Source organism: Terriglobus sp. TAA 43, from assembly GCF_000800015.1.
GTDB lineage: Bacteria > Acidobacteriota > Terriglobia > Terriglobales > Acidobacteriaceae > Terriglobus.
The window spans coordinates 854,960-868,703 of sequence record NZ_JUGR01000001.1; the positions used below are offsets into that span (position 1 = coordinate 854,960).

Annotated in this window: 11 protein-coding genes; 7 read left to right on the top strand and 4 right to left on the bottom strand. The window is 59.0% G+C overall.

Annotation, left to right across the window (positions count from 1 at the left end):
• Nucleotides 1-55: 55 nt before the first annotated feature.
• Nucleotides 56-1,828 carry a DNA repair protein RecN gene (gene recN, locus M504_RS03615; protein ID WP_047488094.1) on the bottom strand — a complete coding sequence of 591 codons (1,773 nt, stop codon included), beginning with the start codon at nt 1,826-1,828 and terminating at the stop codon, nt 56-58.
• A 243-nt stretch (nt 1,829-2,071) separates the two neighbouring features.
• Between recN and M504_RS03620 the strand changes: the two genes are divergently transcribed.
• The 6 genes from M504_RS03620 to M504_RS03645 all read left to right on the top strand — a co-directional run bounded on the left by M504_RS03620 (nt 2,072) and on the right by M504_RS03645 (nt 7,392).
• Nucleotides 2,072-2,854 carry a MotA/TolQ/ExbB proton channel family protein gene (locus M504_RS03620; protein WP_047488097.1) on the top strand — a complete coding sequence of 261 codons (783 nt, stop codon included), beginning with the start codon at nt 2,072-2,074 and terminating at the stop codon, nt 2,852-2,854.
• Nucleotides 2,855-2,875: 21 nt separating this feature from the next.
• On the top strand, nt 2,876-3,286 hold the full coding sequence (locus M504_RS03625) for a biopolymer transporter ExbD (protein WP_047488101.1): 411 nt from the start codon (nt 2,876-2,878) through the stop codon (nt 3,284-3,286).
• A gap of 3 nt (nt 3,287-3,289) precedes the next feature.
• Nucleotides 3,290-4,093 (top strand): TonB family protein, encoded by an 804-nt coding sequence (locus tag M504_RS03630; protein ID WP_047488105.1) that lies wholly within the window; start codon nt 3,290-3,292, stop codon nt 4,091-4,093.
• A 105-nt stretch (nt 4,094-4,198) separates the two neighbouring features.
• A complete protein-coding gene (locus tag M504_RS03635; RefSeq protein WP_047493320.1) occupies nt 4,199-5,536 on the top strand; it encodes a PD40 domain-containing protein in 1,338 nt (445 codons plus the stop codon).
• 35 nt (nt 5,537-5,571) lie between these two features.
• Nucleotides 5,572-6,327, top strand: a complete 756-nt coding sequence (locus M504_RS03640; RefSeq protein ID WP_047488108.1) for an OmpA family protein — start codon at nt 5,572-5,574, stop codon at nt 6,325-6,327.
• 93 nt (nt 6,328-6,420) lie between these two features.
• Nucleotides 6,421-7,392, top strand: coding sequence for a tol-pal system YbgF family protein (locus M504_RS03645; RefSeq protein ID WP_047488112.1), 972 nt, complete (start codon nt 6,421-6,423; stop codon nt 7,390-7,392).
• Nucleotides 7,393-7,521: 129 nt separating this feature from the next.
• On the opposite strand, the gene M504_RS03650 is transcribed toward M504_RS03645, so the two are convergent.
• A complete protein-coding gene (locus tag M504_RS03650; protein ID WP_047488115.1) occupies nt 7,522-8,589 on the bottom strand; it encodes a dihydrodipicolinate synthase family protein in 1,068 nt (355 codons plus the stop codon).
• A gap of 89 nt (nt 8,590-8,678) precedes the next feature.
• Here M504_RS03650 and M504_RS03655 point away from each other — a divergent pair, with 89 nt between their 5' ends.
• Entirely contained in the window at nt 8,679-9,164 is a 486-nt protein-coding gene (locus M504_RS03655) for a hypothetical protein (RefSeq protein ID WP_047488118.1), read from the top strand.
• A gap of 71 nt (nt 9,165-9,235) precedes the next feature.
• On the opposite strand, the gene carB is transcribed toward M504_RS03655, so the two are convergent.
• Nucleotides 9,236-12,514 (bottom strand): carbamoyl-phosphate synthase large subunit, encoded by a 3,279-nt coding sequence (gene carB / locus M504_RS03660; protein ID WP_047488119.1) that lies wholly within the window; start codon nt 12,512-12,514, stop codon nt 9,236-9,238.
• A gap of 80 nt (nt 12,515-12,594) precedes the next feature.
• Nucleotides 12,595-13,743 carry a glutamine-hydrolyzing carbamoyl-phosphate synthase small subunit gene (gene carA, locus M504_RS03665; protein ID WP_047488122.1) on the bottom strand — a complete coding sequence of 383 codons (1,149 nt, stop codon included), beginning with the start codon at nt 13,741-13,743 and terminating at the stop codon, nt 12,595-12,597.
• Between the last annotated feature and the right edge of the window lies 1 nt (nt 13,744).

Sequence of the window (13,744 nt, forward strand, 5' to 3'; positions counted from 1 at the left end):
TGCTGTGAAGTCCGTGATGACTTGGATTGGTTCCCACGATTTCCGGTTGCCGCGGTCAGCGACTGGCTTTAAGCATTTGTTCCGCGTGCTTCAGACTGGTCTCCGTGACGGTGGCTCCGGAGATCATGCGGGCGATTTCGCCGGTGCGCTCTTCGTCCTTCATCTGGCGGATCTGGGTGCGGGTGCGGCCTTCCTTTTCCGACTTCTCAACGAGGAAGTGCTGATCGGCGAAGGCGGCGATCTGGGGCAGGTGGGTGACGCAGAGCACCTGCTGATGCTTCGACAGGGCCTTCAGCTTGGCACCGACCGCTTCTGCGGCGCGGCCGCCGATACCGATGTCGATTTCGTCGAAGACGAGGGTACGCGGCAGCGGGATGCGACGCTTGGTGCGGTCTGCCCCACCCTCTTCCACGGAAACCTTCAGGGCCAGCATGACGCGGCTCATTTCGCCGCCGGAAGCAATCTCTTCGAGGGGCTTGAGAGGTTCACCGGCGTTGGTCGCGATCAGGCATTCGACGTGATCCCAGCCCATGGCTGTCCAGAAGCTCTGTTCTTTTTGCGGAGCGACTTCGACCCGGAAGCGTACCTGCATCGCAAGGTCGTTGATCTGCTGCTCGGCGAGTTTTTCCAGTTTGCGCGCAGAGGCAGTGCGTGTCTCGGTAAGGTCCTGCGCGACGCAGGTGTAGATGTGTTCGCATTCGGCTAGCGTCTTCTTCGCCTGCTCGATGAGCGCTTCGCGATTCTCTACTTCGTTCAGCTTTGCGGAGACATCTTCGCCATACGCGATGACATCGCCGAGCGTCTTGCCGTACTTGCGCTTCAGGCGATCGAGCGCGGCGAGACGGTCTTCAATCTCCGCGAGACGCTCCGGTGACGCATTGATGTTTTCCGCATAATGACGGGCGGTTTCGCTGATGTCGGCAACAGCGGCACGGGCGTTGGCAATCTGTGTTGCGGCCTCAGTGAATGATGGGTCGTAACGCGCGAGTTCTTCGAGATGCTTCTGTGCAGCCGCGAGCGAGGATTCAGCGCTGGCTTCGTTCTCGTAGAGAACTTCCTGCGCGTTCATCGCTGCGGTGTAGAGCTTCTCCGCGTTGGCCAAGACACGCTTCTCTGCTTCGAGCTGATCGTCTTCTTCCGCGGATGCGATGTTGGCGTCTGCGATTTCGCTGCGCTGAAAGATCCACAGATCGACCATGCGGAGGCGTTCCTGCTCATCGGCAGAGAGACGGTCGAGTTCTTCACGAGCATCGCGCCATAGGGCGTATGCGGTGCGGATGTTTTCGCCTGCCTGCGCAACGTCAAGTCCCTTATGCGATTTGAGTCGTTCACGCAGATCGATGACGAGATCTTTGCCCAGGCCTGCATTGGTATTCACACCAGCAAAGCGATCGAGCAGGCCGCGTTGCTGTGCCTGATCGAATGCGCCCATGGTTTCGGCCTGCGAGTGCACCAGTGCGAGTTCCGGTGCGAGCTGACGGAGAACTGCAACCGTGGCGGGCTGATTGTTGAGGAAGACGCGGCCCTTGCCGGATGCATTCACTTCGCGACGAAGAAGAATCTCAGTGCTTTCGACGTCGATACCGTTGGCTTCGAGGATGGCCTCGGCCCCGGCGGTCGCTTCAAAGACACAGGAGACGACAGCCTTTTCGGCGCCGTGACGCACCACATCGCTGGCTGCGCGACCGCCCATAAGAAGGGCGAGAGCGTCGACGAGGATGGATTTACCCGCGCCGGTTTCGCCGGTGAGCAGGTTCAGGCCGCTGCCGAAGGTGGCGACAGCGTGGTCGATGACAGCATAGTTTTCCGCTCGCAGCTCAAGGAGCATCTTCGCCCTCTCTTCGCGCCGAGAATAGCACGGAAGGATTGGTGATCAGATTACATTTCTTTGCTGTGGGCATTGGCGAAAGGAGTTCCTGCGCAGTCAGGACGAGAAAGCGATACACAAAGTCTTCGGCAGGAACTTCATGATTCCTTGCGTCTTTTGGACCTGTTTCTTCCGAAGATGCACCTGGAAAGATTCTCCCTCACCTTCAACCCACCGCAAGAGTCGATACACTGCGAGCAAGCTATGAGTCTTCTTCTGACACTTCTCCTGCAGGACAGCACACCGGTTAACGCGGCGACTGCACCACCCGATGCCGCAAACTCTTCCGCATTGGTGGAAATGCTGCACAACAGTGGCCCGGTGGCGCTGACGGTGCTGGCGCTGCTGCTGGTTCTGTCGATTGTTTCGTGGACCATCATGCTGACCAAGTGGGGTTCGTTCCGGCGTGCACGCTCCAAGGGGCAGCAGTTTCTACGGGCATTTCGCAAATCATCGCGCCTGAGCGAGATTGCCACTGTGGCCGATACGTACAAGCCTTCTCCTCTGGTGAATGTGTTTTCAGAGATTGTGGAGGAGTATCAGCGACAGACCGGTGGTCGTGGATTCCCGCGCAATCCTGTTGCCGTGGAACGCGCCGCGCAGATTGCAAGCAGCGAGGCGATGACCGATCTTGAATCGCAGTTGACGTGGCTGGCGACGATTGCGGCGGTGGCTCCGTTTATCGGATTGCTGGGTACCGTGATGGGCATTGTGGATGCGTTTCATGGCCTGGGGACGCAGGGTGCCGCGACATTGCGCGCCGTTGCTCCGGGTATCAGCGAAGCGCTGATCACGACGGCTGCTGGCCTTGTGGTGGCTATCCCTGCAGTCGTTGGCTACAACCAGTTGACTGCAAGCGTGAAGGATTTCGCAGCGCGCATGGATGACTTTGGTCGCGAACTTTTGAATGCGCTGGAGAATGCCGCAGCGGCCGCTCCGCAGACGGGGCAAGACGATCCGCGCCGCCGCATCTCGCAGACCAACTAAAGCTTTCGGAGAGAGAACGCGATGGCATTTTCCAGTAGCGGCGGACGCACACGCTCTTCGCTTGCAGAGATCAACATCACACCACTGGTGGACGTGGTGCTGGTGTTGCTGCTGATTTTCATGCTGACGGCACCGGTGTTGCAGAGCGGCATTGAAGTGGCGGTGCCGCAGACACGCACGGTAAATCAGCTTACGGACGAACGCACCGTGGTGACGATTGACCATGAACAGCGCGTCTACCTGCAGGACAAGCCGGTGAACCTGGCAGAGTTGCCGAGCCTGCTGCGCACCAAGGGTGATCCGTCAAAGAAGGTGATCTACCTGCGCGCGGACCAGAAGGTTCCATTTGGTGCGTTTGCTTCTGTGATGGATGCGGTGAAGCAGGCGGGGATTACGAACATCAGCATTGTGACAAGGCCGATTGAGAAATAAGCGATGCCCGTAACGATGGAGCCAACCCGGATGCAGGAGCGCACGAAGCAAAACTTCGTGGTGTCGCTGGTGCTGCATGGCGTGGTGATTGGCGGTGTGCTGGCTGCGGGATACGTTTTTCGCAATCACGGAGAGAAGTGGGGCGATAAAGCTGACATTACAGGTGCGGTGCAGGCGACGATGGTGAATTCCCTGCCGCTGCCGCCGCGTGTTCAGCCGAAGGAAGACAATGTGCTGGCGAGCGAGAATCCAAGTGAAGCTCCTCCGCCGCCGACGCCTGCTGCAGAACCTCCACCGAAGCCCACGGATATTCCCATTCCGGTGAAACAACCGGACAAAAAGACTCCACCGAAGGTTGCAGAGAAGCCTGCACCTGTACCGCCGCAGAAGCCGCAGCCCACAAAGCCGCAGCCGGACAAAGCAACTTCTGGTGAGACTGCCGGGCTGAAGATGGCGATGACGTCTGTCGAAAATCGTGCGGGCACATCGGCCACAAACGTGTCGGATTCCGCATTTGGCGAGCGTTATGCGTATTACGTCCGGCAACTGACGCAGCGGGTGGCGCAGCAGTGGTACACGCAAACGCTCGACAGCGGTGCTGTGGGACATCGCGTGTGGATCAGTTTTCGTGTGAATCGTGATGGCTCGCCATCGAACATCCAGATTGCGAAACCGAGTGGTGATGCCACTCTGGATGCGAGCGCCATGCGGGCCTTGCAACGCATTGACACGTTTGGACCTCTGCCGGACAGCTACAGCGGTTCGTACATCAACGTGCAGTATTACTTTGATCCGAAGGGCAATTAACCGGTACGCAACGTGAGTTCAAGGCGCGGCGAAAAGAAAATGCCGTACCCGCGGAGGAACGTTCTCCACACCGTTTTCATGTTGCAGCGTCTACCATGGACAACGATGGTGAATCGCACACGTTTGAATCTCGTAAAGATGGCTGCTGTCGCGGCAGTGGTGTTGTTGGGCTCCGCGGCGCTGCATGCGCAGGATAATGTCTTCACCGGAACGAACACGGGTGCAGACCGCATCCGCATTGCCACGGCAAACTTTCGCGCGGGTTCTGCCGATGCTGGCAGCCTGAAACAAATTTTTGATTCCGTGCTGTTCAACGACCTGCAAAACGCGGGTGTGTTCGATCTTGTGTCGAAGAGTCTGCAGCCGCAATCCATGCCTGGCACTCCGCAGGAGATGCGCCTGGATGAGTGGACCGCTACGCCGGTCAGTGCGGCTTATGTTGCGTTTGGTTCGTTGAGCGTTGCAAACAATCGCGTGGTGGTGAACGCCTACGTGGATGACACGCACAACGCGCAGTATCCGCAGGTGCTGGGCAAACAGTACACCGAAGCTGGTGACGAGAATGGTGCACGCACCATTGCACACAAGCTGGCGGATGAGATCATTCTGCGCCTGGGTGGCGGCATCCCCGGCATTGCAGAGAGCAAGATTTATTTTGTGCGCGCGGGTGGCGGCACCAAAGAAATCTGGGCGATGGATTACGACGGCGCGAATGCTCATGCAGTAACGCACCTGGGCACCATTTCACTTTCGCCGCGTGTTTCGCCGGACAATTCGCGCATTGCGCTTTCGTCTCTGGGCAAGGACGGATTTCAAATCCGGATGTATTCGCTGCTGCTGAATCGTCCGATCAACTTCCCTTCTGGTGGCGGAACAAATCTTTCTCCGGCGTGGGCGTCGAACGGTCAGCTTGCGTATTCCTCTTCGCGCACGGGTGATCCTGAGATTTACGTCACGGATGCCAATGGCGGTGGAGCGCGTCGCGTGACGAACTCGCGCGGACCGGATGTTTCGCCGACATGGAATCCCAAGACGGGATCGCAGATTGCGTTCATCAGCGGTCGCAGTGGATTGCCGCAGGTGTATATCATGGACGCGGATGGCGCTGGTGTGCAGCGCATGACCGATGGTGGATACGCCACGTCAGTTTCGTGGTCTCCCAATGGACAATTCCTGGCCTTTGCATGGGACCGCAAGTACGGTCCGGGCGCGCCAGGAGGACAAGACATTTACGTGATGGAGATTGCCAGCAAGCGCTGGATCCAGCTCACGAACGGCATAGGCCGCTGCGACTTCCCCTCATGGTCGCCGGATGGCCGTCACATCGTTTTTGCCGTGGGCTCTGGCGCACGCGCAGAAGTTTGGACCATGCTGGCTGATGGTACTGCGAAGCACAAACTTGCAGGCACCGGAAGCGACATGCCCAATTGGAGTTTTCGCTGAAGTTTTTTCTGCCGATCAACGATTTTTGAGGAGAGATGATGAGATTGCAAACAACCCGCACCAAATCAATCGTGACAACTGCGATGGCCGCGATGCTGCTGCTGGCAGGCTGCCATAAGAAGCAGAGCGCGCCGCCGCCGTATACCGCACCGCCGGCTGCTGCACCTGCTGCTGCGCCAACAGCTACGCTGACCGCAGAGCCTGCGACGATCGACCTGGGCCAGTCTGTTGTTCTGACCTGGCACACTTCGAACGCGACGTCGGTTTCGATTGATGGTGTTGGACCGGTCAACCTGAACGGAACGACGAACGTGACGCCGTCAAACTCGACGAACTTCCACCTGGTGGCAACGGGCGATGGTGGCACTGCGGATGCGAACTTCCGCGTGACCGTACGTGTCCCCGCGGCTCCGGTTGCAGGTACATCGTCGGATCTGCCGGATGATGCTGCGTTCCACGCTGCCGTGCCGGACATTTTCTATGACTACGACAGCTACGATCTGAACCCCGCAGGCCACACCGCGGCGCAGCAGGCTTCCACGTACCTGAACCAGCATCCCAACATCAAGCTGCTGATTGGCGGCTACTGCGACGAGCGTGGTTCGGCTGAGTACAACCTGGCGCTGGGCGAGAACCGTGCGAACGCAGCGAAGACCGCGCTGGTGAATGCAGGCGTGTCGGCTAGCCGCATCCGCGTGATCTCCTACGGTAAGGAAAAGCAGTTCTGCACCGAACAGAATGAATCGTGCTGGCAGCAGAATCGCCGCGCACAGTTCAACATCGACCGGTAAACAACTGCAATTTCACTTAATCTGGTAAAGCACGAACGCATGGCGGGGAGGTACAAGCCCGCCATGCGTTCTCTTACGTGGAGGAACCATCCCATGCACCGCACACTTCGCATTGTGCCCGCTACGCTTGCACTTGCCGCTGTCCTGTTCACTGCCCCGACTCCCGCCTTTGCTGCAAACAAAGACATGGTGGAGTTGCAGACACAGGTCCGCGCGCTGCAGGACGCTATTGCACGCCTGCAACAGTCCAACGACGAACGCATGGGCGTGATGAAAGATTTGATTCAGCAGACCACCGACGCCGTGAACAAGATGGCGCAGACGATGGATGGTGTGCAGCGCCAGATGCGCGCGCAGAGCGAAAGCACGGGCAAGAACGTGGAACAGCTCTCCGGGCAGATGCAGTCGCTGAATGACTCGCTGGATGAGTTGAAGGCTCGCCTTGGCCGCGTTGAGAAGAGCATTGGCGATGTGCAGAGCCAGCAGCAGAGCATCAGCGCGAAGCTGGATTCGGGTGGTGGTGGAGCTGCCAGCGGTGGCGCACCCATGACGACCGATACTCCCGCTCCGAGCGGTAGCCCGGCTGCGCCGATCGTGCGTAATGGCAAGCCTTCTGCGGCGATCCCCGCAACAGCAGCGCCTGCGCTACCTACGGCACCTTCTGCCCCGCCGGTGGAAGATCTGTATCGCACGGCCTTCAGTGACTACAACGGCGCGAAGTACACGCTGGCGTCGGCCGAGTTCAACGATGTGATCAAGTACTACCCCGACTCGAACCTGGCGGGCAATGCCTACTTCTACCTGGGCGAGATTGATTACAAGGCCGGTCGTTTCTCCGCAGCCGCGAAGAACTACGACAAGGTAGCGGAACAGTATCCGGGGAATCAGAAGACTGCCGTTTCCCAGCTTCGCAAGGGCGAGTCGTTGCTGGCGATGAAGCAGACGGATGCGGGTGTGCGTGAACTGCGTTCGCTGATCCAGCGTTATCCCAACACGCAGGAAGCCACTGCCGCACGCAGCAAGCTGAATGCGCTGGGTGTGACGGTGGTTCCGCGGACCCGGTAAGACCTGAACAGCGCTTTCTAGTTCGGAGAGAAAACAAATGCCTTCCAGCCATGATGAATCGGCTGGAAGGCATTCAACGTTTCGGCAAGGAAGATTCGTCGGGATTCTTCGCTTTGCTCAGAATGACAATTACGAGTTCATGCCCCGCAGGAGAGAAGCAATCTCTTCTGCGCGGTTTGCCGTTACGGACAGAAGCGGGAGTCGGGGACGGCCACCGAAGTAGCCGGAGAGTTCGCTGGCAGCCTTGATGGATGGTGTGTCCCACGACGCAATGCCCTGCTCTGCGCGGGCGAGCCTGCCCTGCTTTTCTTCGAGCAGACGAGGGTTGCCGTCTTTCCATGCAGCCCATACTTCAAAGGCAGCCTGCGGTACGGATGTAGCGATGGGCATGGCGAGCGCAACCGAACCTGCGCGGAGCGCGGCGTCTGCATCCGCTGTTGCACCCCAGAGAACCTGGAAACCAACTTCGCGGGTACGTGTTTTCAGTGCAGGCACCGGAGGAGCGGTGGCTACAGCAGTTCCGCCTGTGAGCGCTGTGGCGCTGACGAAAGTCCCCGCGACCACGACTTCTGGCTGCTCGACAGCGAGCATGCGGCCGGTAGCTGCTGTGAAGGTGATGGTGGTGGTGGCTGTGTGCTTCACGTTTGCGGAAACTTCGCGGATCTGTGTCACGCGGCTGACGTGCGTCGATTGCTCCAGCACGCCGATGATGTTGGGGTGTGAGGCGAGTTGCGCGATGAGTTCGATGGGTAGCGCAACGCGGTCCGCATCGGAGTGCAGAAGGACTGGCAGCGGCGAAGCGTCAGCGATGGTCTGGAAGTACGTCAGGAGGGCCGTGGTGGCGCTGCTGTCGTTCCAGAGCATTTGGGAGTACTCCACGGGTGCGGCGAGCAGCACGACGTCAAAGCGTGCGGCTGCGGCGGCTGCGGCAAGCTGGATGGACTCGTACACGCTGGGGAGACCAATGCCTGCGGTGAGAACTTTCTCCTTCGCAGCCTCTGCACCGACGGTCTTCAGCACCTGGATGCGTTCGTCCGTTGAGAGCGATGCCGTCTCGCTATTGGGGCCAAGCGCGATCAGTCCACTGTTTGGCGTAAGCGAATAGCGGCGTACGTTGTGTTCCAGTTTGCGGAGGTTGAGCCGGCCATCGGGATAAAACGGAGTTGCGAGCGGGACGTGAACGCCTTCAAACAGCATGTCTTCATGGTATCGCCAACGATGCCTGCCCGAGGAATTTCCGGCCTGACTCTTTGCAATTGGCGCAGGAAAAGCTAACGTAGAGGTCGATGGAATCAGTAGAGATTCGCGGAAACAAAACGACGAAAGACCTGGCGCACGAGGCCGGCTGGTTTGCGTTGCACACGCTGCTGGCGGTTCTGGTGCTGGTAGTGATTGTCGCCGTGTTCTGGGTACTGCATGTCGACCAGGATTCGTCGTTGCCCAAAATCATCTGCACCGTGCTGGCGCTGATCGTCCCCATGGGCGCAGGCTACGTTGTGGGGCGCATGTTTCCGGGTACGGTCGCGTCGTATGTCTGGATCTCCGGGCTACTGTTTTTCCTGGTGGTGTGTGTGTACACGCTTGACCTGCCCACCGGAAATGGCCTGTGCAACGGCTGCGGCGCCGTGGACAAGCTGTGGCGCACCTTTTTCACCATTGAGCTCAACAGCGGCCTGCTGGGCGGCGACGGTCTGCTGATCGGAACGTGGATTCCGCTGTCGATGATTGGGTATGCCGTTGGCGCGAAGCTTGCTCGCAACCTGTCTGAATAACACCTTCGTTCTTCACAAACAGTAAGGGCCTCCGCTGCGTTGCGGAGGCCCTTACTGTTTGTGCCGGTGCTCTAGACGGTGCGTGAAGCGTGCAGCTCCTGCAACGTGTACACGCTTGTCTGGCCGCGCTGTAGCGCAGAAATGCCCTCTGCTGCTGCGCGTGCTGCGGCAAGCGTGGTGATGGAGGGGATGCGTGCGGTTACGGCAGCGCGGCGGATTGCCTTCTCGTCAAAGATGCTGTCCTGACCACGCGGCGTGTTGATGATGAGCTGGATGCGATCGCCCTTGATGAAGTCGACAACATTGGGACGCCCTTCCTTCACCTTGTGAACGCGCTCTACCTGTAGACCGGCGTCGCTGAGGATGTCTGCCGTGCCGTGCGTGGCGACGAGATGGAAACCCATCTCCACGAACTGCTTGGCGAGAGGAACAACGTTTGCCTTGTCGTGATCGTTGACGCTGAGGAAGGCCGTGCCCTTGGTGGGCAGGTTCTGGCCCGCGGCGATCTGCGCCTTGGCAAAGGCTTCGCCGAAGGTTTCGGCCACGCCCATGACTTCGCCGGTGGAGCGCATTTCCGGTCCGAGGACCGGATCGACGCCCTGGAACTTACCCCACGGGAAGACAGGCGACTTTACGAAGTAGTGGTTGCCCGTGTCAAGATCCTTGCCCGATGCAAGCTGCTTCGGCAGAAGCTCTGCGAGGGTGCGGCCCGTCATGAGGCGCGATGCGATCTTTGCCAGCGGCAGGCCCGTTGCCTTCGAAACATACGGCACCGTACGCGATGCGCGCGGATTCACTTCGATGACGTATACCTTGCCATGCTGGATAGCGAACTGGATGTTCACAAGGCCGATCACGTTCAGCGAGAGCGCAAGCTGGCGCGTGTACTTGCGAATCTGATCGAGCACGTCGGCGGTGAGATCGACCGAAGGCAGGACGCAGGACGAGTCGCCAGAGTGAATACCGGCTTCTTCGATGTGCTGCATGATGCCCGCGATGATGACGTCCTTGCCGTCGCAGAGCGCGTCCACGTCGACTTCCGTCGCGTCTTCGAGGAAGTGGTCGATGAGGACCGGGCGTTCCTGCGAATATTCGATGGCGGTGCTCATGTAGCGAATGATGGCTTCATCGTCATACGCGATGACCATGGCGCGGCCGCCGAGCACGAAGCTGGGACGGACGAGCACGGGGTACGAGACCTTGTTCGCACCAGCAAGAGCTTCTTCAATGCTGGTGGCGATGGCGCCCGCGGGCTGCGGAATCTTCAGGTCTTCAATGAGCTTCTGGAACCGCTTGCGGTCTTCTGCGAGTTCGATCGATTCCGGCGATGTGCCGATGATGGGCACGCCTGCCGCCTTCAACGGCAGCGACAGGTTCAGCGGCGTTTGGCCGCCGAACTGCACGATCATGCCAATCTCAGCACCGGCTGAAGCTTCGTGGTTGTAGACGGCGAGCACATCTTCGAAGGTGAGCGGCTCGAAGTAGAGGCGATCGCTGGTGTCGTAATCCGTGGAGACGGTTTCTGGATTGCAGTTGACCATGATGGTCTCGTAACCGTCTTCACGCAGTGCGAACGATGCGTGGCAGCAGCAGTAATCGAACTCGATGCCCTGGCCGATGCGGTTGGGACCGCTGCCGAGGATGATGATCTTCTTCTTCGCGGTCGGGATCGCTTCGTCTTCCTCGTCGTAGCAGGAGTAGAAGTATGGCGTGAAGCTTTCGAACTCTGCGGCGCATGTGTCGACGAGCTTGTAGACGGGCTGGATGCCGTGCTTCTCGCGCAGTACAGCGACCTTGTTCGATGCATCCTTGCCATCGAGGTTGAGTGCGGTTGCGACGAGATCGTCGCTGACGCCCATGCGCTTGACGTCACGGAGCTGGCCGGCGTCGAGGCTATCGAGCGTCTTGCCATGCAGGCCGCGGATCTCGTCGGTGATCTGCTTCACCTGGTACAGGAACCACGGGTCCATGGTGGTGAGGCGAGCAACTTCACGCACGGTCATGCCGCGTTCAAATGCGTACAGGATGTAGCGCAGACGCTCAGGGTGCGGTGTGACGAGGCGCTGCGTGAGACGGCGCGGTTCGATGTCGGCAGCGGATGCCTTCTTGCCCGTCTCCAGCGAACGAATCGCCTTCATCAAAGCTTCCTTGAAGGTGCGGCCGATGGCCATGACTTCGCCGACCGACTTCATCTGCGGTCCAAGCGTCTCTTCCGTGCCAGGGAACTTCTCGTACTGCCACTTGGGAATCTTCACCACGACGTAGTCGATGGTGGGTTCGAAGCAGGCAGGCGTGGCCTTGGTGATGTCGTTCTGCAGTTCGTCCAGCGTGTAACCAACGGCGAGACGTGCAGCGATCTTTGCAATCGGGAAGCCGGTGGCTTTGGATGCAAGCGCCGACGAACGCGACACACGCGGGTTCATTTCAATGACCGTCATGCGGCCATTCGCGGGATTCACTGCGAACTGCACGTTGCTGCCGCCGGTCTCAACACCAATCTCACGAATGACGGCGATGGCTGCGTCGCGCATGCACTGGTATTCGCGATCCGTCAGTGTCTGCGCGGGTGCCACGGTGATAGAGTCGCCGGTGTGCACGCCCATCGGATCAAAGTTTTCGATGGAGCAGATGATGATGACGTTGTCGGCGAGGTCACGAACGACTTCGAGTTCGTATTCCTTCCAGCCGAGAACGCTCTCTTCAAGCAGGCACTCGGTAACAGGCGAAAGGTCGAGTCCGCGCGACAGAATCTCCGTCAGTTCTTCGCGGTTGTAGGCGATGCCGCCGCCTGATCCGCCCAGCGTGAACGACGGACGAATGACGCACGGGAAGCCGATCTTCTGTGCGAAGTCGAGGCCGTCGCGCAGGTTGTTCACCAGCGAGCTCTGCGGCATGTCGAGGCCGATCTTGTTCATCGCATCCTTGAACAGGAGACGATCTTCAGCCTTCTTGATGGCGTCGAGCTTCGCGCCGATGAGTTCGACGTTGTACTTGTCGAGTGTGCCGTCGTCTGCAAGGTCTACAGCGAGGTTCAGCGCGGTCTGTCCGCCTACAGTGGGCAGAACAGCGAAGACGCCGGGCTTGCCGCTTTCCTTCAGCAGGTCGCTTTCGACGCGGAGAATCTCTTCCAGGTACTTCGGCGTCAGCGGCTCAACGTAGGTGCGGTCGGCTACTTCGGGGTCTGTCATGATCGACGCGGGGTTGCTGTTGATCAGCACGACCTCGTAGCCCTCAGCCTTGAGGGCCTTGCAGGCCTGCGTGCCGGAGTAATCGAACTCGGCGGACTGGCCGATGACGATCGGCCCGGAGCCGATCACCAGAATTTTTGCGATGTCATTTCTGCGTGGCATCTATCTCTTCCCTCTTGCTGTTTGCTTGGCCAGACACACAAGCTCTCATGAAAAGGGGCATCCTCAGGATGCCCCTTTTGTTACTTCTTCCACTCTTCCATCAACTTCCGGAAGTCCTTAAACAGGTAGTGCGAATCGTGCGGCCCGGGGCTGGCTTCGGGGTGGTACTGCACGCTGAACATGGGGTGTTCTTTGTGCTTCAGGCCTGCCACGGTTTGGTCGTTCAGGTTCACGTGGGTGATGGCAACCTTGCCCTCATCCAGCGATTCCGGATCAACAGCGAAGTTGTGATTCTGCGACGTGATCTCCACCTTGCCAGTTTCCAGGTTCTTGATGGGATGGTTCGCGCCGTGATGACCGAACTTCAGTTTGTAAGTCTTGCCGCCGAGTGCGAGACCGAAGATCTGGTGACCAAGGCAGATGCCAAACATCGGCGTCTTCCCTGCCAGTTCCTGCACGTTCTTCTGTGCGTAGTCCAGCGGCTCAGGATCGCCAGGTCCGTTGGAGAAGAACACTCCATCGGGATTGAGCGCCAGAACTTCGCTTGCAGGCGTGGTTGCGGGAACTACCGTTACACGGCAGTTTTCGCGCGCCAGCATACGCAGAATGTTCTGCTTGATACCGAAGTCATACGCAACGACATGCATTTCGCGTCCGCCATCAATGGCTGCCGGAAGGAACTTGTCGCCGGTTTCATTGCGCTCTGTCGCCGCGGACCATTCGTAGGTCTGCTTTGTGGTGACTTTGCTGGCAAGATCCGTGCCGTCCATCTTGGGGATGGAACGCGCCTTCACCACGAGAGCATCCGTGTCGACGACAGCGTCCTTCTCGAAGGTGGCGATGACACCACGCATCACGCCGTTGGCGCGAAGATGACGAACGATGGCGCGCGTGTCCACGTCAGCAATGACGGGAACGCTGTTCTTTTCCAGGTACTCGTCTGTGACTTGGGTGGAACGCCAGTTGGACGACACCGGAGAGAACTCACGAACTACGAGACCTTCGATATAGGGCTTCGTGCTTTCGTCGTCGCTCGGGGTGGTGCCGTAGTTTCCGATTTGTGGATTGGTGAGAACGACAATCTGCCCGGCGTAGGAGGGATCTGTAAAGATCTCCTGATAACCGGTCAATGCAGTATTGAAAACGACTTCCCCGACGCGTTCGGCTGGGGCGCCGAAGCCTTTTCCGCGGAAGATGCGCCCGTCTTCGAGCGCTAAAATGGCTTGCATT